The organism is Paenibacillus sp. G34 (genome assembly GCF_056856875.1).
This window is the reverse complement of record NZ_CM166469.1, coordinates 3914098-3936808: the sequence shown is the minus strand read 5'-3', so window position 1 is coordinate 3936808 and position 22711 is coordinate 3914098. Positions and strand designations below refer to the sequence as shown.

At 46.2% G+C, this 22711-nt stretch carries 27 protein-coding genes; 26 read left to right on the top strand and 1 reads right to left on the bottom strand.

All coding sequences use genetic code 11. From position 1 onward, the window contains the following. Nucleotides 1-173 precede the first annotated feature (173 nt). The 13 genes from der (at nucleotide 174) to AC1VYS_RS17725 (ending at nucleotide 12186) form a co-directional block, all read left to right on the top strand. A complete protein-coding gene (der, locus tag AC1VYS_RS17785) occupies nucleotides 174-1496 on the top strand; it encodes a ribosome biogenesis GTPase Der (RefSeq protein WP_482910812.1) in 1323 nt (440 codons plus the stop codon). Nucleotides 1497-1507: 11 nt separating this feature from the next. Continuing rightward, on the top strand, nucleotides 1508-2131 hold the full coding sequence (gene plsY / locus AC1VYS_RS17780) for a glycerol-3-phosphate 1-O-acyltransferase PlsY (protein WP_482910811.1): 624 nt from the start codon (nucleotides 1508-1510) through the stop codon (nucleotides 2129-2131). Further along, complete coding sequence (locus AC1VYS_RS17775; protein WP_482910810.1) at nucleotides 2124-3164, top strand: NAD(P)H-dependent glycerol-3-phosphate dehydrogenase; 1041 nt, start codon at nucleotides 2124-2126, stop codon at nucleotides 3162-3164. The genes plsY and AC1VYS_RS17775 overlap by 8 nt, the downstream gene beginning before the upstream one ends. Before the next feature lie 115 nt (nucleotides 3165-3279). Then, the gene (locus AC1VYS_RS17770; protein WP_441922394.1) at nucleotides 3280-3555 is read left to right on the top strand and encodes a stage VI sporulation protein F; all 276 of its coding nucleotides are present in this window, start codon (nucleotides 3280-3282) and stop codon (nucleotides 3553-3555) included. Nucleotides 3556-3723: 168 nt separating this feature from the next. Then, nucleotides 3724-3903, top strand: a complete 180-nt coding sequence (locus AC1VYS_RS17765; protein ID WP_095292896.1) for a DUF2768 family protein — start codon at nucleotides 3724-3726, stop codon at nucleotides 3901-3903. 82 nt (nucleotides 3904-3985) lie between these two features. After that, on the top strand, nucleotides 3986-4621 hold the full coding sequence (locus tag AC1VYS_RS17760) for a hypothetical protein (RefSeq protein WP_482910809.1): 636 nt from the start codon (nucleotides 3986-3988) through the stop codon (nucleotides 4619-4621). 26 nt (nucleotides 4622-4647) lie between these two features. After that, the gene (locus tag AC1VYS_RS17755; protein ID WP_482915042.1) at nucleotides 4648-4974 is read left to right on the top strand and encodes a 2Fe-2S iron-sulfur cluster-binding protein; all 327 of its coding nucleotides are present in this window, start codon (nucleotides 4648-4650) and stop codon (nucleotides 4972-4974) included. 86 nt (nucleotides 4975-5060) lie between these two features. Next, nucleotides 5061-5858, top strand: a complete 798-nt coding sequence (locus tag AC1VYS_RS17750) for a hypothetical protein (protein WP_482910808.1) — start codon at nucleotides 5061-5063, stop codon at nucleotides 5856-5858. 466 nt (nucleotides 5859-6324) lie between these two features. Further along, the gene (spoIVA, locus tag AC1VYS_RS17745; RefSeq protein WP_482910807.1) at nucleotides 6325-7803 is read left to right on the top strand and encodes a stage IV sporulation protein A; all 1479 of its coding nucleotides are present in this window, start codon (nucleotides 6325-6327) and stop codon (nucleotides 7801-7803) included. A 219-nt stretch (nucleotides 7804-8022) separates the two neighbouring features. Beyond that, a complete protein-coding gene (locus tag AC1VYS_RS17740; protein ID WP_482910806.1) occupies nucleotides 8023-9120 on the top strand; it encodes a sugar ABC transporter substrate-binding protein in 1098 nt (365 codons plus the stop codon). 78 nt (nucleotides 9121-9198) lie between these two features. Next, nucleotides 9199-10716, top strand: a complete 1518-nt coding sequence (locus AC1VYS_RS17735; RefSeq protein ID WP_482910805.1) for a sugar ABC transporter ATP-binding protein — start codon at nucleotides 9199-9201, stop codon at nucleotides 10714-10716. Next, a complete protein-coding gene (locus tag AC1VYS_RS17730) occupies nucleotides 10713-11699 on the top strand; it encodes an ABC transporter permease (protein WP_145331744.1) in 987 nt (328 codons plus the stop codon). Before AC1VYS_RS17735 ends, AC1VYS_RS17730 begins: the two co-directional genes overlap by 4 nt. Before the next feature lie 214 nt (nucleotides 11700-11913). Further along, complete coding sequence (locus tag AC1VYS_RS17725; RefSeq protein ID WP_090917341.1) at nucleotides 11914-12186, top strand: HU family DNA-binding protein; 273 nt, start codon at nucleotides 11914-11916, stop codon at nucleotides 12184-12186. A gap of 63 nt (nucleotides 12187-12249) precedes the next feature. Here AC1VYS_RS17725 and AC1VYS_RS17720 read toward each other — a convergent pair whose 3' ends face one another. Next, nucleotides 12250-12429: a hypothetical protein gene (locus AC1VYS_RS17720; protein WP_482910804.1), complete on the bottom strand. Its 180-nt coding sequence runs from the start codon at nucleotides 12427-12429 to the stop codon at nucleotides 12250-12252. Nucleotides 12430-12582: 153 nt separating this feature from the next. Between AC1VYS_RS17720 and mtrB the strand changes: the two genes are divergently transcribed. From mtrB to aroH, 13 genes are all read left to right on the top strand, one after another. Next, the gene (mtrB, locus tag AC1VYS_RS17715) at nucleotides 12583-12804 is read left to right on the top strand and encodes a trp RNA-binding attenuation protein MtrB (protein ID WP_441922412.1); all 222 of its coding nucleotides are present in this window, start codon (nucleotides 12583-12585) and stop codon (nucleotides 12802-12804) included. 202 nt (nucleotides 12805-13006) lie between these two features. Beyond that, complete coding sequence (locus tag AC1VYS_RS17710) at nucleotides 13007-13552, top strand: hypothetical protein (protein WP_482910803.1); 546 nt, start codon at nucleotides 13007-13009, stop codon at nucleotides 13550-13552. Nucleotides 13553-13659: 107 nt separating this feature from the next. Further along, on the top strand, nucleotides 13660-14523 hold the full coding sequence (locus AC1VYS_RS17705) for a heptaprenyl diphosphate synthase component 1 (RefSeq protein WP_482910802.1): 864 nt from the start codon (nucleotides 13660-13662) through the stop codon (nucleotides 14521-14523). Between the two features lie 15 nt (nucleotides 14524-14538). After that, nucleotides 14539-15267 carry a demethylmenaquinone methyltransferase gene (locus AC1VYS_RS17700; protein WP_090917226.1) on the top strand — a complete coding sequence of 243 codons (729 nt, stop codon included), beginning with the start codon at nucleotides 14539-14541 and terminating at the stop codon, nucleotides 15265-15267. Further along, nucleotides 15260-16126: a UbiA-like polyprenyltransferase gene (locus tag AC1VYS_RS17695; RefSeq protein ID WP_482910801.1), complete on the top strand. Its 867-nt coding sequence runs from the start codon at nucleotides 15260-15262 to the stop codon at nucleotides 16124-16126. The genes AC1VYS_RS17700 and AC1VYS_RS17695 overlap by 8 nt, the downstream gene beginning before the upstream one ends. Beyond that, entirely contained in the window at nucleotides 16126-16746 is a 621-nt protein-coding gene (locus tag AC1VYS_RS17690; RefSeq protein ID WP_482910800.1) for a UbiX family flavin prenyltransferase, read from the top strand. Before AC1VYS_RS17695 ends, AC1VYS_RS17690 begins: the two co-directional genes overlap by 1 nt. Nucleotides 16747-16789: 43 nt before the next feature. Next, nucleotides 16790-17035, top strand: coding sequence for a hypothetical protein (locus AC1VYS_RS17685; RefSeq protein ID WP_482910799.1), 246 nt, complete (start codon nucleotides 16790-16792; stop codon nucleotides 17033-17035). 70 nt (nucleotides 17036-17105) lie between these two features. Next, nucleotides 17106-18080, top strand: a complete 975-nt coding sequence (locus AC1VYS_RS17680; protein ID WP_482915041.1) for a polyprenyl synthetase family protein — start codon at nucleotides 17106-17108, stop codon at nucleotides 18078-18080. A gap of 132 nt (nucleotides 18081-18212) precedes the next feature. Further along, on the top strand, nucleotides 18213-18656 hold the full coding sequence (gene ndk / locus AC1VYS_RS17675; RefSeq protein WP_482910798.1) for a nucleoside-diphosphate kinase: 444 nt from the start codon (nucleotides 18213-18215) through the stop codon (nucleotides 18654-18656). Nucleotides 18657-18680: 24 nt separating this feature from the next. Further along, nucleotides 18681-19472 (top strand): CheR family methyltransferase, encoded by a 792-nt coding sequence (locus AC1VYS_RS17670; protein WP_482910797.1) that lies wholly within the window; start codon nucleotides 18681-18683, stop codon nucleotides 19470-19472. 168 nt (nucleotides 19473-19640) lie between these two features. Next, nucleotides 19641-20810 (top strand): chorismate synthase, encoded by a 1170-nt coding sequence (gene aroC / locus AC1VYS_RS17665; RefSeq protein ID WP_251505725.1) that lies wholly within the window; start codon nucleotides 19641-19643, stop codon nucleotides 20808-20810. 1 nt (nucleotide 20811) lies between these two features. Further along, nucleotides 20812-21906, top strand: coding sequence for a 3-dehydroquinate synthase (aroB, locus tag AC1VYS_RS17660; RefSeq protein ID WP_482910796.1), 1095 nt, complete (start codon nucleotides 20812-20814; stop codon nucleotides 21904-21906). Nucleotides 21907-21910: 4 nt separating this feature from the next. Beyond that, nucleotides 21911-22279: a chorismate mutase gene (aroH, locus tag AC1VYS_RS17655; RefSeq protein ID WP_482910795.1), complete on the top strand. Its 369-nt coding sequence runs from the start codon at nucleotides 21911-21913 to the stop codon at nucleotides 22277-22279. The last annotated feature ends 432 nt before the right edge of the window (nucleotides 22280-22711 follow it).

The window sequence follows — 22711 nt, the reverse complement described above, 5'->3', positions numbered from 1 at the left end:
TGGTTCTTAGTTATATACTGCATATTTTGCTGAACAATAAAAGCAAGATCGGCGAGCCCAAGCGGGTTCGCCGATTGTTGTTATTGCGATAATTTCGTTTACGAAACGTTAGCCAATCCATAGCTTTTTTGCTATGATGAGTAACGTAAGTATGGACAGGAGGAGTGGAATGTATGGCAAGACCAGTTGTGGCAATTGTCGGCCGACCGAACGTGGGTAAATCCACCATTTTCAATCGGATTATTGGCGACAGACTGGCCATTGTGGAAGACAAGCCGGGCATTACCCGTGACCGGATTTATGGAATCGGTGAATGGAACGGAAAAGCATTCAGCATTATTGATACAGGTGGTATCGAAATTGACGGCGAAGACGTCATTATGAAATCCATTCGCATGCAGGCAGAACTTGCGATTGAAGAAGCGGATGTTATTGTATTTATGTGTGATGCTAAGGCGGGTATTACACAGTCTGATGAAGAAGTTGCAGAGATGCTTTACCGCTCAGGTAAACCGATCGTTGTGGCCGTGAACAAAGTGGACAATATTGGACGCAGTGAGCTGATTTATGAGTTTTACGGCTTTGGTTTTGGCGATCCAATTGGGGTTTCCGGAAGCCACGGCACAGGTGTTGGTGATTTGCTTGATGCAATTGTGGAGAAATTACCTGAACTTGAGGAAGAGACATACGATGAAGACGTGATTCGTGTAGCTCTGATCGGACGACCTAATGTAGGTAAATCTTCACTGGTGAACGCGATTTTGGGTGAAGAACGTGTTATTGTCAGTGACGTAGCCGGGACAACTCGTGATGCAATTGACACTCCTTTTGAAAAAGACGGGCAACGCTACGTGCTAATTGATACAGCTGGTATGCGAAAGCGTGGTAAAGTATATGAAACGACGGAGAAATATAGCGTGATGCGTGCGATGCGTGCTATTGAACGTGCCGATGTCGTTCTGATTGTCATTAACGGTGAAGAAGGCATCATTGAGCAGGACAAGCATATCGCAGGTTATGCATACGAAGCGGGTAAAGCTTCCATGTTCGTGGTGAATAAATGGGATATCGTACAGAAAACGGATAAAACGATGAAGGAATTTGAGACGAAAATTCGGGATCACTTCCTTTTCATGACGTATGCTCCGATTGTCTTTTTGTCCGCACTCACAAAACAACGCTTACAAAAATTGTTGCCTGTGGTACAACGGGTAGCAGAACAACACTCTCTGCGGGTTCAGACACATCTGCTTAACGATGTCGTATCTGATGCTGTAGCGATGAACCCACCGCCAACCGACAAAGGGCGGAGAATGAGAATCAACTATGTGACGCAGGTAGCGGTTAAACCGCCGACCATGGTTATTTTTGTGAACGACCCTGAATTGATGCACTTCTCGTATGAGCGTTACCTGGAGAATAAAATCCGTGCAGCGTTTGATTTCGAAGGAACGCCAATTCGCATATTTACTCGGAGGAAGTCCGACGAAGGTTAGGGGAGAAGTTTGTGATTTTATCCATCGCAGCTATTGTACTGAGCTACCTGCTTGGTTCGATCAGTTTTAGTGTTCTTCTTGCAAAAGCAATACGGGGAATTGACATACGTCAACACGGAAGCGGTAATGCCGGGGCTACGAATACGTTGCGTATTCTAGGTAAAGGGCCGGCTATTGCGGTTCTGCTGCTTGATGTAATCAAAGGTATTGCTGCAGTATGGATTGGCATATGGTTAAGTGACGGGTCTCCATGGATTGCTGCATTCAGCGGTATTGCTGCCATTGCAGGTCATAACTGGCCGCTTTATTTCCATTTTCGCGGAGGTAAAGGTATTGCTACTGCGATTGGAGTGTTGGTGAGCCTGGCCTTTCTTCCTGCGCTTTATGCCGGGATCATCGCCATTGTGTCTATCGTTCTGACACGTTATGTTTCGCTAGGTTCTTTAATTTTCGTTGCATTGACTCCTGTTTTCATCTTGATCCTGCCTGGGTATTCGATGAGTATTTTCTGGGGCAGTCTGATTATTTGTCTGTTTGCATTCTGGAGACATCGTACGAACATTGCGAAGCTCGCCAAAGGACAGGAAAATAAATTGGGATCAAAGAACCCTGGAGGGGGGAAACGCGTTGTCTAAAAAAGTTGCCGTACTGGTTGCAGGCAGCTGGGGAACTGCCTTGGCTAGTGTGCTCGCCGCGAATGAACTGGATGTGGTGATGTGGACACGCAGTGAGGAACAGGCAGCGGAGATCAATACACTGCACACAAATGCACGTTATCTTCCGGGTGCAGAGCTATCTCCTCGCATCCGCGCAACCAGCAATATGGAAGCTGCGGTTGCAGATGCGGCGGCTGTGTTAATTGTTGCCCCTTCGTCTGCGATGCGTGCCGTTACACATCAATTTAAACCTTTCTATAAACCCGATATGCTGATAATTCATGCTACGAAGGGCTTTGAAACGGAAAGTCTGAAACGGATGTCTACCGTCATCTCCGAAGAGCTTGAATGTGAAGAAGGGCACGTTGTTGTATTGTCTGGCCCTAGTCATGCTGAAGAAGTGGTGAAACGCTGTCCAACAACCGTGGTTGTGGCTTCACTGGATAAACCATCTGCCGAGGCGGTTCAGGGATTATTTATGAATGCCTATTTCCGTGTGTACACGAATCGGGATATGCTTGGTGTTGAACTAGCGGGTGCATTCAAAAATATTATTGCGCTTGGGGCGGGCATGTCGGATGGCCTTCAGTTTGGTGATAATGCCAAAGCAGCGCTGTTAACCCGCGGTCTTGCCGAAATTACTCGGATTGGTGTAGAGATGGGAGCTAATCCATTAACGTTTTCTGGACTAGCGGGGATTGGTGATTTGGTTGTAACGGCTACAAGTCAGCACAGCCGGAACTGGAGAGCGGGCTCTATGCTAGGGCAGGGTCAGAAGCTGGATGATGTGCTTCAGTCGATGGGCATGGTTGTGGAAGGTATTCGAACAACACAGGCCGCCTATTTTATATCACAAAAATATGGCGTTCAGATGCCGATTGCAGATCAATTGTATCATGTCTTATTTCAGAATCGGCAGCCACGTGATGCCGTTGAAGCATTGATGGGGCGGGACCCGAAAACGGAGATGGAAGTCATGAAGCTGGAAACTTGGGAGCAATGGCATTCCTGAGTGAATGGTTTCATATATCGTTTCAAGAGTCTAGATAAAATGGATGCAGCTTACTCACCTTTTCCTTAGCAGACTCATATGATACACATGAGTATTGCCGGAGGAGGGGAGACGAATGGGTAACAACATTTCGAAAGACGCACTGAAAGCCATCAACAAAAAGACGGGCAAAACGATCACTGAAGGAGCTGTCAAAAAGCTGGCAAGTACAGTGAAACCAACTACAATGCAGAATGAGGCTCAATTGCGCCAGTTGATTAAACAAGTATCCGCCATGGCGAAAATACCGGTATCTGAGGATACGGTTCAGGATATTGTGAGTGCAGTCAAGAAAAGCGGGCTGAATCCAAGCAATATGGAATCGTTAATGAAGATGATGATAAAAAAATAATAGATCGTGCCTGTTCAAGCAGGAGCGAGCATAACGAAAGCAAGCCAGCATCTGCTGGCTTGCTTTTTTGTCTTTTTATTGGAAAAATACGCTCGATTTCATGTTATAATGATTGCAATTGTCACAATTTCGTGATGAATATCGGATTGAAGGGGAGACTGCTGGTTTATGAGCGCTATGGACAAGATGTGGCTGTCATTGGTTGCTATTCTCATTATGGGGTTATCTGTATTTTTAATTACATTTGCTCGTGCCAAAACAAAAGGTTTTGTGCGGGGGATTCTTTCGCTTATTGCCTTTTTAATTATGCTCATCGGTTTTTTTGGTGGAATCGCTTCTCTGACCTAGATTTCGTATGAGAGAGAACATCCGCATAAGCGCATCATAAGAACGGACACAATGAAAAGACGGATGGGAGGAGTGTGTACCTATGGAACCGCATGAGACGGAGGATTGGACTGCGCGTTATCCGGAATTACACGAGGCATTGCTGCACATGGCAAAAACCTGGAATAGTCAGCCTTACACTTGGTTGCTAGGAGGAAGCTGCGGCTTGCTGCTTCAGGGGGTGGAACTGCAACAAGCGCCTAGAGATATCGATGTATATGCAGATATTGCTGCAGCCAAAAAGCTGCATGTCTGTGCTCCGGGGCTTAAACTTGATGAGCCTACGGTAGACAAAACCGGCCCCTATGCTTCCCTGCTCAGTCATTACCAAGTAGGTACATGTTCTCTGGAACTGGTTGGTGGTTTTGAAGTGTGGGCGCGTCGAAGCTGGTATCGTACCCAGATTGAGCATGTACTTGCTCTCTATGCACCTGAAGTTCAAGTGGATTCATATCGGCTAAGATTGATGCCGCTTGCCCATGAATTACTTTTTAATCTGCTTCGCGGACGTGAAGATCGGTATGTGCCAATCTCATTAAGGATTCGTCAAGAGCCTGAGCTTCATCAACCTGCAATGATTGCCTTAGGCCAACATAACGTATGGACATCCAGTTTTAGAACAGAAGTAGAGGAACTGATTGGGTTTACATGGTCGGAAGAGACAGGGGGGGAGAGGTAGTGCAAGAGGTTATTACGTTTTTACCGATGAACAAATCCATCAAAGTCCCGTCCGGAATGACCATTTTACAAGCTGCGCGTCGAGCTGGTGTGCGAATAACAACCCGATGCGACGGCAAAGCGGCATGTCTGATGTGTAAAGTGAAAGTAGGACAGGACGAAAGACATGCGCTCCTTCCCCCTACAGATGCTGAGAAGCGAAAACTTGGACTGTTGCTTGAGGAAGGGACAAGACTTTCATGTCAGGCTAAAGTATGTGGGAAACTGTCGGTGCATATCCCGGAGGATCCACTGAAAGCAGCGATACGGAAGCAGCTTGAACAGCAGCAACAAGATGACGATTGGTTTCTATAGCTTCTGGAGAATTACTATAATATAATGTCCAGATCACAAAACAACTCCGATTCTATGCTTTGAGTTATCAAGGAGGATGCGAATAAATGAATAAAAAGAAGAGAACATCCATAGAAGGAAGACAGCGGCTGAGGTTGCTGCAGCAGGTTCAATGTCTTTCTATGCTTCTGTTGCTCATGTTTACAATGAGTGGATGTTTGTATCCGGTGCAGAGCAAAACGGAGCCGAAAACGGCTTATCGCGAAAGCGTGAACCGAATTCAGAGCGCAATTGATGCGTTCCAGAAGGATAAGGGTGTTCTGCCAATTCTGAACGCGGACGCGGATACGCCGAAGTATGAAAAGTTTAGAGTAGACCTGCCGAAATTAAAGCAGCTTGGTTATCTTGATGATATACCAGGAACGGCTTTTGAGAGCGGTGGTAGCGCTTACTTTTTGATACAAAATGAGGAAGTTGAACCAACGGTCAAGGTGATGGATCTTCAGACTGTGCAGAAAGTTAATGATGTGCAGCGCATGGTTAATCAGTACAAATCCGTACATAATCAGAAGTTGCCTGCGGGCGAAGAACTGTATCCTGGCTTCCACAAAGTGGATATGAAGATGGCAGCACAGGCAGGCTCTCCTTCAATTACCTTGAACAGTGTCTATTCGGGACAGGAAATACCCTTTATGATGGATGCCCAGGGTACAGTCTATGTGGACTATGCTTTTGATATTATGCAGGCTTTGGAGAAAACAGATGGCTCATCTGATGCGAAAGACGCTCATAATGTCGGGGATTTGCGTGACCATTTGCTCGCTCAATCGTATTTTGTACCTGTTAAATCCGTTCCCTATACACTGAAGAATAACACACCTGTCGCGCAGGCCGTTCAAAACTAAAGCATCTAAATAAAGAGTAAGCGTTATTAAAAGTAAGTCTTATCTATTTATAGAACTCCCAAGAGAGATATCCTGCGATTCGCGGGGTGTCTCTTTTTTTATAAAGAGAAGGGTTCTAAATGAGAAGTGTCATAAAGAAAGCAACCCTCTCATAAAGTAGATTGAAATAAAGACGCGCAGTCCGGGATCGGAGGATGCACTTCATGTCACCATCATGAGATAAAAAAACAAAAAAACACGTCATATTGCCGCATACGGATACATAAGATGATACTAGTCCAATTGCATGTACGAGTTAACGCCGCTCTCGCCGGTTTCATCAGAATGCAACGTTCGGCGGCGGACGACTTCCGGGCACTCACAAAGGCGGCTCTACCGTTGCAGGGATTTCAGTCTTCTGATTGAAAAAACGAAGCGGATGCTCTTTAGCATTTTTCCTTCGGAGTAATTTAAGGAGGGGATTTCATTGGAGAAAGTGGACATTTTTAAGGACATAGCTGAGCGGACCGGAGGGGATATTTATCTCGGGGTTGTCGGCGCAGTCCGGACGGGGAAATCAACATTTATTAAACGATTCATGGAAACGATCGTATTGCCTAACATCACAAGTGAGGCTGATCGTGCCCGTGCAGTGGATGAACTTCCACAAAGTGCAGCAGGCAAAACAATCATGACAACCGAACCTAAATTTGTGCCCAATAATGCAGTCCAGATCAAAGTGGCTGAAGGGCTCGATGTCAATGTTCGTTTGGTAGATTGTGTGGGTTACGCGGTGGAAGGTGCGAAGGGGTACGAGGATGAGAACGGTCCACGTATGATCTCCACACCTTGGTTCGAGGAGCCGATTCCATTCCAGGAAGCCGCGGAGATTGGTACCCGAAAAGTCATACAGGAGCACTCTACACTTGGTGTGGTGGTCACAACAGACGGAACCATTGCCGAAATCGCGCGTAGTTCCTATGTTGAATCAGAAGAGCGAGTGATCGCAGAGTTAAAAGAAGTGGGGAAACCTTTCGTTCTGGTCATCAACTCGACCCGACCTCGTAGTGAGGAAGCGTTGCAACTTCGGAGCGAGCTGGCTGCCAAGTACGATATTCCGGTCATGACGCTAAGTGCTGCGACGATGACGGAAGATGATGTCACGGGTGTACTCCGCGAAGTATTATATGAGTTCCCAGTGCATGAAGTGAATGTGAACCTCCCGAGCTGGGTTATGGTGCTGAATGACACACATTGGCTCCGTAACAATTATGAGAATTCGGTACGGGATACGGTAAAGGATATTCGCAGATTGCGCGACGTTGATCGTGTCGTGTCACAATTCATGGAATATGAATTTATCGACCGTGCGGGCCTTAGTGGTATGAATATGGGGCAAGGGGTAGCAGAGATAGATCTCTATGCACCAGATGAATTATATGACCAGATTCTCGTGGAAGTTGTAGGTATTGAAATTAGAGGCAAGGATCATCTGTTACAACTTATGCAGGAGTTCTCTCATGCCAAGAGAGAATATGACCGCTTCGCAGAAGCGCTGGAAATGGTCAAAACAACAGGTTATGGTATTGCTGCTCCTTCACTCGCCGAGATGGCGCTGGATGAACCGGAACTGATTCGTCAGGGTACGAAATTCGGCGTTCGCCTGAAAGCGACGGCACCGTCCATCCACATGATCCGTGTCGATGTGGAGTCGGAGTTTGCGCCGATTATCGGTACGGAGAAGCAAAGCGAGGAACTGGTCAGGTACCTGATGCAGGACTTTGAGAACGACCCGATCAAGGTATGGGATTCAGATATGTTTGGCCGTTCATTACACTCCATTGTGCGTGAAGGTATCCAGGGTAAAATTGCGATGATGCCGGATAATGCAAGGTATAAGCTGCAAGAGACATTGGGACGAATCATTAACGAAGGATCAGGCGGTTTGATCGCTATTATACTTTAATTTTCCAAAAGACTGTGAGACGTGATCTCATGGTCTTTTTCTTATGGTTTATTTCTTGAATATGGATGAAATGGATGGAGAGTCGGATTATTTTCAAAAAATGCATCAAGTTTCAGCTTTAAATCACTAAAACCTATTTACATACTAGGAATTAGCCGTTATATTAATACTCAACTATTGTGATTGAAGTCACAGCGAGTGATACAGGGGGAGAATGAGATGAAGAAAACAAGTTCAAAATGGGTATGGCTAAGCGTATTACTGGTATTCACACTGGCGTTGTCGGCTTGCGGAATAAAAAAAGAACCAGCCGCCTCTTCTGCATCAGGATCAGCAGGTGAAACACCGAAGACGGAAGCCGTTACTGGACCTTTAAGTGGTAAACGAATTGCGCTAATTATGGAATTTAATACAGGGACATTTTCACAGCAGTATGTACAAGGCGTGAAAGAGGAGATCGCCAAATTCGGCGGTGAACTCACCACCTTTGTTGCGGATAATGATAAAGCAAAGATGGTATCGTTGCTCGACAGTGCGATCAACCAGAAATTTGATGTCATTTTGACAGACCACGGTGATTCGCTTCTGGAACCAGGGGTGAAAAAAGCGGTTGAGCAAAAGATACCAGTCGTTGTATTTGATGCAGCGATCAGTGTTCCAGGCGCTACGGTGTTGTCACAAGATGACCAGAAGATGGCTGAACTAACACTGGAACAGATGAAAAAGGATATCAATGGCAAAGGTAACATCGTGAAAGTATGGGTGGCTGGTTTTGCTCCAATGGAACGTCGCCAGATTGCTTACGGAGCGTTCCTGAAGGCTAATCCAGAAATCAAAGAAATTGCGACATTTGGTTCTGCACAGAACCCGGCGCTGGATACGCAAGCCAAAATGGAGGCCATCCTGAAACAATATCCAAAAGGTGAAATTACAGCGGTTTGGGCCGCGTGGGACGAGTTTGCGAAAGGTGCGGCGCGTGCGATTCAGCAAGCTGGGCGCGATGAGATTAAGGTGTATGGAATTGACATGAGTGACGAAGATCTGCAAATGATTCAGGACCCGAAAAACCCTTGGGTTGCCTCCGCGGCTGTAGATCCGACAGACATTGGACGTGTACAAGTTCGATATGCATACCAGAAGTTGCATGGGGACCAAACCGAAGATGCGGTTGTTCTTAATCCGGTGTACGTACAACGTGAGGCTCTACCTGATAAACAAATCTCCACATCTGAGCTGTCTGAGTACGTAAAAGGCTGGGGAGGCAGTACTCAAGGGATCAAGGACTGGATGAGCGAGTACGGGATCACTGCGAAGTAAGCAGCGATAGAAGCGCGCCGCGAGGCGCGCTTTTTTTTTCAGCAATGACAGGCAATACAGTTGATTGGAGGCAACATCATGAAGGACCCGATATCACTGGATATGGAGCATATCCATAAGCATTTTTCAGGCATACCTGCGCTGAGGGACGTACATTTTTCCGTAAAAGGGGGAGAGATCCATGCCCTCCTTGGAGCGAACGGGGCCGGCAAAAGTACGTTGATGAAAATATTGTCAGGGGCGTACCAACTGGATGAGGGGACGATACGCCTGAATGGCTATAAGCTTAACCTTCTTTCTCCGAGAGAAGCCAAGGCAAGTGGCATTCACTGTGTATATCAGGAAGTGGATGCTGCACTTGTACCGCAGCTGACAGCTGCCGAGAATATAATGCTGGATCAGTTAGCTTCATCTGCTGGAGGATGGTGGAGAAGTCCAAAAGTACTGCAGCAGCGAGCCAAGGAAGCCCTAAAGCAATTAGGTGCAGACAACATATCAATTCATCGTAAGGTGGCCGAGCTGACCCTAGCCGAGAAACAGATGATTCTGCTTGCGCGTATCCTGATTCAGGATGCCAAGGTCATTATTTTCGACGAGCCGACGGCACCTCTGAGTCAAGAGGAGACCGATGCCTTTTTTCGTATTGTACATCTGCTGAAGGAACGCGGGGTAGCCTGCATTTTCATTACCCATCGTCTTGCCGAAGTAACGAGCCACTGTGACCGGGTTACCATCATGAGGGACGGGCGTCATGTGTTCACAGGTGAAACGGGTGGGCTAACGATGAATGAACTGGTTACGCAAATGCTGGGCAAACCGTTTGAGGAGGAGTTTCCAAAAACAGAGGCACCTGTGGGTGATCTGCTGCTGCAAGCTCGAGGTCTTCGGCGGGGAGTGAAAGTGAGAGGTGTGGATCTTGAGGTTCGCCGTGGTGAAGTGCTGGCTGTGGTCGGACTTGTAGGTGCAGGCAAAACGGAATGCTCTCGTCTGCTAATTGGTGCGGACCCGCTGGAAGCAGGGGAGATTCAGCTTCACGGACGTAATATTCGACTGTCCCAACCAGCAGATGCAACGGCTCTGGGCATTGTTTCCGTACCGGAGGAACGACGTAAACAGGGCATTTTCATTCAGGAGAATGTGGAACGCAATCTGAGCTTACCTTTGCTTTCCCGGCTTAGTACGTTTGGGTTTGTTAACCGGAAACGTGAACGTCTGCACGCAGATTCACTTGTGGAACGGCTGGGTATCAAAACTTCTTCCGTGAAACAGGAAGTGAAGTATTTAAGCGGCGGTAATCAGCAAAAAGTAGCGATCGGCAAGTGGCTGCATACTGATGCAGATGTATTTATTTTTGACGAACCAACCAAAGGTGTAGATATCGGGGCGAAAAGCGACATTTTCCGCATCATTAATGAGCTGGCATTGGCGGGAAAAGCAGTCATCTATTTCACCTGTGAGCTGGACGAAGGCATGGGCATCGGAGACCGGATTGCGGTCATGTGTGAAGGCGTTATCGTAAAAGAATTTAAGCGTGGCGGGACAAATCAAGAACAGCTGCTATACTATGCAAGCGGTGGACAAGAGGTGGAAGTATGAAGGATAAATCACTGGATTTTGCGTTCCGGTACGGAGCAATCATTGTTATCATAGGGGTTATTGCCTTTTTCGGAATTAAATTGCCTTATTTCTTTACGTACAGCAATTTGACAGACATTTTGGGTTCGATCTCGATCGTAACGTTCGTGGCCATTGGTGTAACATTATCTCTCATTGTAGATGGATTTGACCTCTCCGTAGGAGCAACGGTCTCTCTGACAACTGTGGTTACAGCATCATTGATGATCTGGTATCAACAGCCTCTTGCTGTCGTTATTATCGTACCTCTGGTTATCGGGGCTGTCATTGGTCTGTTGAACGCACTGCTGATTGTTAAATTGCGTATTCCGGATCTGCTTGCAACGCTTGCAACAATGTACATCATTGGAGGTATCCACAAAACGTATGCGCAGGGTTATACTATTTACAACCATATGCAGTTCCCGGATGGAAGCAAGGCTGCTGGAGAGATGGACCCGACGTTTCTGTTAATTGGACAAGGGAAATGGCTAGGGATGCCGATCTCGGTTATCCTGCTGCTTATTGCTGTAATCGGTGTTCATATCTTTTTGACATACACCAAATATGGCAGGCAAATGTATATTACAGGCGGAAATGAGGAGGCGGCAAGGCTCTCTGGGATCAAGGTGAAAAAGGTCCGAACGCTTGCTTATGTGGCAGCTGGTGTGTTTGCTGCCATTGGAGGAATCATCTACGCATCCAAAGTTGGGTCTGGACAGATTGATGCCGGATCTCCATTGTTAATGGAATCCGTAGCGGCTGTATTTGTTGGTTTTTCTGTCTTTGGCGCTGGGAAGCCGAATGTGATTGGAACCTTTATCGGCTCAGTTCTGATTGGTGTTCTGGTCAATGGATTGACGATGATGAATGTCCAGTATTTTACACATGATATTGTCAAAGGCGGAGTGCTTGTGCTGGCTCTGGCAGTTACATTTTACGTTTTAAACCGTAGCCGCACTTGAAATTGTGTGCTGTCTGTATTAGTATAAAATTTGTTCGGCGTCAGAAACACCCGTGTTTTCAGGCGACAATTGCCAGAAATGACTGTGGGCCGCAGATGGAATGCATATTCATTGCTCAAAATGTTCAACGTTTTTTGTGAATGAACGTATATTTCCTAATAAAACGGAAACACAGTATAACATTCAGGACATTGATTCAGGAGGTGAAAAACAAATGAACAAATCAGACTTGATTACACACGTATCCGAGGCTACTGAATTGTCCAAAAAGGATGTAACGAAAGCGGTTGATGCCGTATTCGAAGCAATCTCTGAGGCTCTTCAAAACGGAGACAAAGTACAATTGGTTGGTTTTGGGAACTTCGAAGTTCGCGAGCGCTCTGCACGTAAAGGACGCAACCCGCAAACAGGTGAAGAAATCGAAATTCCTGCGAGCAAAATTCCTGCATTCAAACCAGGTAAAGCGCTCAAAGACGGAATTAAATAAGATTTCTACATATTCCATATGTCAACAAAAAGACCGTGACTTGTTCACGGCCTTTTCTTTTGCCTATAAACGGGGAATTTTCTCGTTCTGCTGCTCTGCCTTTCTGCTTTCCTTCGAAAGTTCCGGCTGCTCGCTGTAAGCGATTAGAATTAGTTCCTTGCCGGTAACCGCAGACAGACGCTGCTCGATCTCCTGTAACTGGTGCACATGCTCGTCCGCGAGCACAGCAGGGGTGTATTTCATTCAAACTCTCCTTTCCTGGCTGTTACGGTACCCTTATAGTATGACCTGGGAACTATGGTTTCTTGCGGTATATTCCATTACGGACACTGGTTGACAAATGGAACAATCTTGATCATCATTAACGCTATGAAATTAGAAAAGGGGACGTGCGCGATGGATCACACTACGGGCAATGACTTTATCGTAATTAAAGCAGAAGAAAATGGTGTGCAGGTGATTGGCTTGACACGCGGACAGGACACACGTTTTCATCATACGGAGAAGCTGGACAAAGGCGAAGTCATGATTGCCCAATTTACAACACATACTTCAGCCATTAAAATCCGGGGAAAAGCAACGCTTATTACAAAACACGGAGAGATAGAATCCGAATAGTCCAGTCGCTGGATCAGTGATGAAATAAGTGGATGATAAACGAGTATAGTTAGGCATAGAGATGAAAGAGTTTGACTAGGTATAGTGATAAGTTGATATCCAGATGAAAATTGCAGGCATAGCCTGCTTTTTTTGATTGTACAATGAGGTATGAGCCTTTACCGGACAGACTACAATAACAGGTAGAGGCAGGGAGGCGCTTATGAAGCCCGGAATGATTGTGACTGTATCGATGCTGTCTACGGTTGCGGCAGTCATCTTGCTCGTGGTTTTTCAAAGCTTACATACACGTACCTGGGGAGCGGAGAGGGCAGAGCCTGTAACCGCTTCTCATCAAACGATTCAATTGACAAATGATAATCTGGTTGACGTGTTAAGCACACTTCATATGTCTACCCCAATCGCGAGAGTGGAATGGAAACAATCCATTTTGACACTTGACCTCAAAGTAAAAGGAACAGATACAAGCTATACTGAAATATATGAGAATATGGCATCAGTCATTGATCTGAGTTTTCGCAATATGGACAACGTAGATCAGGTGCTGCTTCGAGTCATGGCTGAGGATGAATGGACGCATAAGCGTCATTTGCTTCTTGCTGCAGATATTCGGCGTGGGGAATGGCCGATGTATGCAATTGATATGCTTCGCACCTGGAAAAGTACCACTTTTTCAGACGAGTTGAAGGACTGGTTCAACCTGATGCAGACGGAACTGTGGAAGAAGCAGTTCGAAATGATAAGTTAGGGGTAATCAAATAGCAGGATTCAGTGCGTGTCCGATAAACATATGCTATAATATATAAGATTGTAGTGCAGAAATGGTTTGACAAAGCAAAGCCTCGGAGGATGAGAATGAATTCATATCGCGTACCCCAACTAGCAAAGAAATATACGGATTACGACATGATTCGACAACATACGGAAATCCCGTCATTTCCGGATAGCCGGGCGCGTCTGTTACAGGTATTTGTGAGCCGTACAGACGAGAAGGAGCATCAGGAACTGTTCGCTCTCGCGACTTCGCTCGTTCAGTTGGCTATGGATACTCATGATCGAATCGATACGATATCCGGCGATCGGGGAGAACAGGAGATGCGATCACGTCAGTTAAATGTCCTCGCTGGAGATTATCTGAGTAGTCGTTTCTATCAACTGCTCGCCCACGCAGGCAAAATTGAGATGATCGGAAAGCTTAGTGGTGCTGTTGCCGAAGTGAACGCACGCAAGATGACGCTGTATGAACGGATGAAAAAGCTCCTCGTTTCTGCTGATGAATATTTGCGTGAAACGGTACAGCTGAGAATGCAGCTGTTTCTTTCATTTACAGACATGATCTCTGGTGAGGATAAATCACTATGGAACAGCTTGCTGATGGAGTTCAGCACTTGTGAAACGATCACAGAAGAGATGAATCGAATGCGTGACGAGAAGCAGATGCTTCATAGCTATGCATTCTGGCATATTTATGAAAATGGCAGTGAAGAGGAACGCATGCATTTGTCTCAAACAGAGATTGAACCACGGATTTGGAGTTCTATGGTGCTGAAACACAGCGTAAGCGAGGTGCTGCTGAACAAGCTACGCGAATGCACACACCGCATTCAGCTTTTGCTGCAAGATGAGGGAGGTCTTCCGGGTCTGCAAGAGGTTGATGCGATTCTTAAGCCTTACCTGTCCTATGTGCAGCCTTCACATGCGGCAGTAAAGGGAGATTGAGGGGGAGACAGACGAATGGGTAGCGGAGAGACTAAACCGAAAGAAGAGTTTGTCCATTCGGTTTTTCAGAGTATAGCCGGCAAGTATGACGTCATGAATGATATTCTGAGTTTCCGCAGGCATAAGGCTTGGCGCAAATTCACGATGAAAAAGATGAATATGTCTAAAGGTGATACTGGACTGGATTTGTGTTGCGGCACATGCGACTGGACGCTCGCTATGGCACAGGCAAGTGAAACGGGGCACATGCACGGGCTGGATTTCAGTAGCAACATGCTGGAAGTAGGTCAGACGAAAATTGATGCGGTGAACCGTTCAAAACAGATTACGCTCGTCCAAGGAAATGCTATGTCTTTGCCTTTTGAAGACAATACATTCGATTATGTAACGATTGGGTTCGGTTTACGTAACGTGCCTGATCTCAGACAGGTTTTATCTGAAATGAAACGGGTTGTGAAACCTGGCGGTATGGTCGTTTGTTTGGAACTATCCAAACCAACCTGGCAGCCGTTTAAAGGCATTTATTATTTTTATTTTGAGCATATGTTGCCGAATATGGCCAAACTGTTTGCCAAACGTTATGAGCAGTATAAATGGCTGCCGGACTCTCTGGCGCTTTTCCCGGGTAGAAAGGAACTGGCAGACATTTTTGTTGAAACCGGATTGCAGCAGGTGCAGGCCTATCCTCTGACCGGAGGCATCGCGGCACTGCATATTGGAACCAAGGAGAATCAGAATGTTTAGGAAAATTCGCATCTTTTTAGAAATGATCAAGATTGAACATACGCTTTTTGCTTTACCTTTTGCGTTTATGGGCGCTATCCTGGGATCGATGGTTGTTAACAACACATTCCCGAGTTGGATGCAAATTATGTGGGTGTTACTAGCTATGGTTGGTGCACGGAGTGCCGCATTTGGTCTGAACCGAATTATTGACCAGGCGATTGACGCTAAAAATCCACGTACCGCGATGAGAGCTATTCCAGCAGGTTTGCTGAAGAATGGCGAAGTTATTATTTTCATTATCGTTTCGTTTATCTTATTATTCTGGGCATCATCCAATCTTAATATATTATCCATGCAATTGTTGCCGATTGCGGTCTTCATGCTAGTACTATATTCATACACCAAACGTTTCACATGGCTGTGTCACGTCGTACTGGGGATGACGATTGGCCTTGCTCCTCTCGGAGGATGGGTGGCAGTAACGGGCACGATGGATTGGACAGCGATTGTCCTGTACGTTACGATTGTATTCTGGACTGCAGGTTTTGATATTATCTATGCCTGTCAGGATCTGGAGTTTGACCAGGGAGAAGGGTTGCATTCGATTCCTTCCCGCTTCGGACTTGTTAAATCATTGCAAATTGCAAAATTCTTTCATGTCCTTACGGCGATTGGTTTTCTTGCGTTATTGTTAATGACTGATCTGAGCTGGTGGTATGGTGCAGGGATGCTGATTACGTATGGCATTCTGCTATATGAGCACTATATTGTATCCCCTAATGATATGAGTCGTGTACAGACGGCATTTTTCACTATGAATAGTGTGCTGAGTCTGGTTGTATTTACGTTTACATTCATTGATCTGGCGGTGAAGTAATGATGCATCAACCGGAGAATAAACGACTTGTTGTCGGAATTACCGGAGCGAGTGGCAGCATATATGGCATCCGATTGATTGAAACGCTGCTGGATTTGGAGTATACCGTTCATTTGGTTATTTCTAATGCAGGCTGGCGTGTTTTGAAAGAAGAAATGGATTGGGATGTGACCAACCGGGAGAACTTGCTTCAAGAAAAGTTTGGCGCTCGCGGCGGTTCGCTAATCTACCATCCCGTAAGTGATATAGGTGCCTCGATTGCAAGTGGATCTTATTTGGCTGAAGGCATGATTATCATGCCTTGCTCCATGGGCACTCTCTCATCCATTGCAAACGGATCTTCAGACAATCTGATGTCACGTGCAGCGGATGTGATGATGAAAGAGGGTAGAACGTTAATTCTTGTACCGCGTGAGACGCCTCTGCATGCGATTCATCTGGAAAACATGCTGAAGCTTTCACGTCTTGGTGTACGAATGATCCCAGCTATGCCTGCTTTTTACTACAAACCTCAAAGTATGGAAGATTTGATTCTATTTTTGGTAGGTAAAGTGCTGGATAGTTTGCGTATCCACCATCAACTGTTTACAAGATGGGGAGAACCGGATAAACGGGGATAATGGAGCATGGCAGCACTATTTCTGGATAACAGAATTCAGAAACGTGCAGCTTGTGAGACATGATCCCCTGACTCCCGGGGTATCGGTGAGTGCTGATGGCAAGGTAACCTTGCCCACAGTCTTGACCCATGCTCCGGCAGCTTCTGTATTTTTGGTTGATTCAGAATTCGTCGCAGCGTTTAAATCCCGAATGTCGGTGCAGGCATTCGAAGAGGAACATCAAGATGGACGCTGTAGAAGAATACAAGCAGGGACGGCAGGTCTGGGGCGAACGTTTTTTGGCCTGTAGGCTTGGGTTTGCTGGAAGGGAAGGTAAGCATGGGTTTTTGGATTGACAATACGCTGACATGGGTGAACGAATGAAACTATTGGACATTTTCGGATTGTTAAAAAAGGACATGGATTACGTTGAAAAAGAGTTGTATCGCAGCGTAAAAGGCGAACAAAAGTTACTGAGTGAAACTTCGCTTCACCTGCTTAAGGCAGGTGGAAAACGACTGCGTCCTGTTTTTGTGCTTTTAGGTGGCAAATTTGGTACATACGATATCGAGCGTTTGAAGCTCGTAGCCGTTCCACTGGAACTTATTCATTCTGCTTCCCTCGTTCATGATGATGTCATCGATAATGCGGAGACTCGCCGGGGTAAACCCACCGTCAAGTCTAAGTGGGACAATCGCATTGCGATGTATACTGGAGACTATATTTATGGCAAAGCATTGGAGATGACGGCAGGGTTATCTGATCCAGCTATTCATCGTATCCTTGCCAAAGCTATGGTACAGATGTCTATTGGCGAGATGGAACAGATTCGGGACTTTTTTAATACAGGCCAGAGTGTGCGTAACTATCTGCTACGTATTCGTCGCAAAACTGCGCTTTTGATTGCAGTGAGCTGCCAGCTCGGAGCACTCGCTACTCGTGCACCTGATCACATTTCATCTTTGTTGTATACCTATGGATACAATGTGGGTATGGCATTTCAGATTCAGGATGATGTTCTGGATTTGGTAGGTACGGAGAAACAACTGGGCAAGCCTCCAGGAAGTGATATGAAACAAGGTAACATCACGCTCCCTGTGCTGTATGCTCTTGAAGAAGAACAATTACGTGAGCCGTTGCTCAAGGAAATTTCGCGTGTGCATCAAGAAGACGGACGAGCAAGTGCATCGGATGCAATTGGAATGATTCGCCAAAGTCAAGGAATTGCTAAAGCAGAAGCCCTTGCTGACCGATATATGAAGAAAGCGCTCGATGCTCTCGATCAACTGCCTAACATCAAGACAACCAAAAATTTACGAGACATTGCTCATTTTGTCGTTAAACGCACACATTAATCGTGTGTGATTTAGTGCTCAACACGGATGTGAGAATCCTCATTGGGAGGATTTGGACTTGTATGTTACAATCAAAGGGATTGCGTTTACATAGTGATTAACTTTGAACCGTGAGTGAGGAGTGAACTGGTAATGGATCGTACCTTTTTGATGGTGAAACCGGATGGTGTGCAGCGTGGTTTGATCGGCCGTATTATCAGCCGTCTAGAAGACAAGGGGTTTAAACTGGTGGCAGGGAAGTTGGTTCAGATGTCGGAAGAACAGGCTAAGCGCCATTATGCAGAACATGAAGGCAAGCCTTTCTTTGATGATCTGGTTCGTTTTATTACATCTGGCCCGGTATTTGCCATGGTGTGGGAAGGCGACGATATTGTGACACTTGCACGTATTGTCATTGGTAAAACGAATGTAAAGGAGGCGGCTCCAGGGACAATCCGTGGAGATTTCGCTAGCCATACACCACATAATCTCATTCACGGGGCAGATTCACCGGAAAGTGCTACTCGTGAAGCAGCCAATTTCTTTAGTCCTGACGAGCTGGTAACCTATGAGAAGAGCATCGCAGCCTGGTTGTAATTATTAGCCAAAGGGTGATGTACGATGCTGGAGCAAGAACAACTAGACCCGGATTATGCCGGATTCATTCGTAAAATTAAAGAGAGCACAGGCATTGATCTTGCTCAGTACAAGGAAGGCCAGATGAAAAGAAGGCTGACCACACTACGTAACAAAAACGGGTTTAATACATTTTCTATCTTTTTTGATGCGATGCAGAAGGAAAAGTCTTTATTTTACGAGTTTCTGGATCGCATGACCATTAACGTATCGGAATTTTGGCGCAACCCGAATCGCTGGGAAGTGTTGCGTGATGAGATTCTGCCTGAGCTCGTCGGTTCCAAACGAAAGGTCAAGGTATGGAGCGCTGCCTGTTCCACAGGTGAGGAACCTTACACGATCGCAATGATTCTTGATACTATGGGCATTCTGAAAGAAAGTTCCATTACGGCAAGTGACTTGGATGAAGGTGCACTGGCCAAGGCGAAAGAAGGCCGATATATGGAACGTTCTTTGAAAGACGTGCCTCCGGAAACGGCGAGCCGATATTTCAAGCAAGATGGCATGATGTATCGTATTGATGAGAAATTGAAAAGCTCGATCACCTTCAAGAAGCAGAACTTGCTGGTTGACCGTTTTGATGACGGATATGATCTGATCGTATGCCGGAATGTCATGATTTATTTTACAGAGGAAGCGAAAAATCTGTTGTATCACAAATTCGCAGCCAGTCTGCGTCCAGGTGGCATGTTGTTCGTAGGTAGTACAGAGCAGATTTTCTCCCCTGGGCAATACGGGCTGGAGACAGCAGAGACGTTTTTCTATCGAAAAAAATAAATCAGTATAAAGATCAACCGCCTGAGACGCATGAAGATGTGCTCAGGCGGTTGTTTTCATAAGAAAAAGCGGCTTTCTTGTCAAAGCCGGTCAGCTATACTATAATAAGCAAAGAAATTATGGGATTTTAGCAATGTGAAGTTTAACAGTTTAAAGGGGGAACGTATTATGAGTTTACGTTATTTAACCGCAGGGGAAACGCACGGACCCCAATTGACCGCAATTATTGAAGGACTGCCAAGTAATTTGAATATTGATTTCGAAGAATTGAACTTCCAGCTTCATCGCCGCCAGAAAGGGTATGGCCGCGGACGCCGGATGCAGATTGAGAAAGACCAAGCTAATTTTGTTGGCGGAATTCGTCATGGATATACGACTGGTGCTCCAGTAGCGCTCGTTGTTCAAAATAATGACTGGAAGCACTGGCAGAATATTATGAACATTGAGCCGATTGAAGGCAGTGATGAAGAGAAACGTCGTGTTCATCGTCCACGCCCTGGACATGCCGATCTGAACGGTGGTCTGAAGTACAATCTCAAAGACTTGCGTAACGTCCTGGAACGCTCCAGTGCGCGAGAGACAACCGTACGTGTAGCATGTGGTGCGATTGCACGTCAGTTCTTGGCTGAATTCGGTATTAAAGTGGCGGGACGGGTTATTCGCATCGGGGAGATCGAAGCGCCGTACAAGGATCTTCCGATTGATGAGCTGATTGCCGTGACGGAAGCATCTTCAGTTCGTGTGACTGATGCGGAGACAGAGAAGAAAATGGAAGCCTACATTGATCAGATCAAGCAAGAAGGTGACTCCATCGGCGGAATTGTTGAATGCATTGTTGAGGGTGTTCCTGTTGGTCTGGGAAGCCACGTACAGTATGATCGCAAGTTGGATGCTCGTATCGCTCAAGGTGTCATGTCGATCAATGCGTTCAAAGGTGTGGAGATCGGTATCGGATTCGAAGCGGGTACGATTCGCGGTTCACAGGTACATGATGAAATTCTGTATACGGAAGAACGTGGTTACCACCGTGCAACCAACCGTCTGGGCGGGTTTGAAGGCGGTATGACCAACGGTATGCCGGTTGTGGTACGTGGAGTAATGAAACCTATCCCAACGTTGTACAAGCCGTTGCAAAGCGTAGATATCGATACGAAAGAAGCTTTTTCGGCTCAGGTTGAACGTTCCGATGCTTGTGCGGTTCCGGCAGCTAGCGTTGTTATGGAACATGTCGTTGCTTGGGAAGTTGCCAAGGCATTCCTGGAGAAATTCGGCGGGGATTCCATGGAGGAGATTCGGGCAAACGTTGCCAGCTACCAAGCACAATTGGAGAATTACTAATATGCGTCAGTTGACAGTACAGCTTGAGGAACGCTCTTATCCTATATTGATTGGCAGCGGCCTGCTGGCTCAAGCTCCGCAATATTTTGAACAATACGGTTTAACTAAAAAAAGTCCGCTTCTGATCATTACAGATGATCATGTGGCTCCGAGATATTTGGATGGATTAGAGCAAACGTTGCGTGCGGCGGGTTATTCCGTCGTATCCGCAGTCGTGCCATCTGGTGAGACTTCGAAATCACTTGCGATCTATCAGGATATGATGACGGTAGCGATAGAAGGCAAACTGGACCGCAGTTCGGCAATCCTCGCTTTAGGGGGAGGCGTCGTGGGTGATCTGGCTGGTTTTGTCGCAGCTACATATATGCGCGGGGTGAAATTTGTACAGATCCCAACAACGATTCTGGCTCATGACAGTAGCGTTGGCGGTAAGGTGGCGGTCAATCATCCTCTTGCGAAAAATATGATTGGTGCTTTCCATCAGCCGGAGCTTGTACTGTATGATGTTGACACATTACAATCGTTGCCGCCAAGAGATGTATCGGCCGGTTTATCTGAGATGCTGAAGCACGGACTGATCCGTGATGAAGCTTTTGCCCATTGGTGCGAAGAAAACGCCGAAGCGCTGCTTGCGCTTGACCCGGATACACTCGGATATGGTCTGGAACGTGGATGCAGCATCAAAGCCGAGATTGTTTCCAATGATGAACGTGAGAATGGAGAACGTGCACTCCTGAATCTAGGTCATACGATTGGACATGCGATTGAAGCGATTGCTGGATACGGTGAATTTCTGCACGGAGAAGCCATTTCTATCGGTATGGCTGGATCGGCACTACTGGGTGAGAAACTCGGAGCGCCAGCAGGGCTTTATGAGGATACTATTCGTATGTTGCGTTCTCTTCGTCTTCCCGTGACACTACCTGCACATCTAAGTACGGATGCTTTGATGGAAGCGATGATGCATGATAAGAAATTCCGCGAGGGCCATATGGTCTTTATCGTTCCTGATCGAATTGGATCTGCCAGAATCGTGAAGGATGTACCGGTTACGGTTGTTCGTGAAGTCATTGAACTGCTTAGGAAGGGAGAATAACAGCATGATTACACGGGGAATTCGCGGGGCGACTACGGTCACCCAGAACAGTGAAGAAGAGATTTTGAAAGAAACAGCAGTGTTGCTTCAGGAAATTGTTGACCGAAACAAGATTGTACCGGAAGATATTTGTAGCGTATGGATTACGATGACCGGAGATCTGGATGTGGCTTTTCCAGCAAAAGTGATTCGTCAGTTAGATGGATGGGAGCTTGTGCCTTTGATGTGTGCGCTAGAGGTGCCTGTAAAAGGCGCTTTGGCAAAGTGTATTCGTTTTATGGTACATGTGAACACAACCAAAGCACAAAATGAAATTCATCACGTGTACTTGAACGGTGCACAAGCGTTACGTCCCGATCTGGCAGGTCGTTAAGTTTCCTCCATGGTCATGGTTGTCAAACCGGTGAATATGATGTATAGTGAGAAACAGTTGAGTAGAGTTTAGATTGAGCTGAGAGTAGCTGAGTTGAGCCTAGTATATAGCAGAGTCCAGTGTTTGGTAGCCGATGCAATCGAAATCGGTCAACGCATACACGGTACGTCTTGCTAAGGGAGAAGTACAGGAAGAGAGTAGGCGTGTCAGAGGACATCGTTTATTCCCATATATCTAACGAACATTTCACATTATCTATCATCGAGGAATTGAATTGATTTCTCAAGAGATGAAGATGATGCAAACGAAATGTTACGAAGTATATGTTATCTTATAATATCTGAAACATGGATGAACATGGATCAGTTGCCTGTCACTCGCCCTTCGCAAAAGTATAGGGACTTGTTATTTATGGAGCAACATGCTTGAATA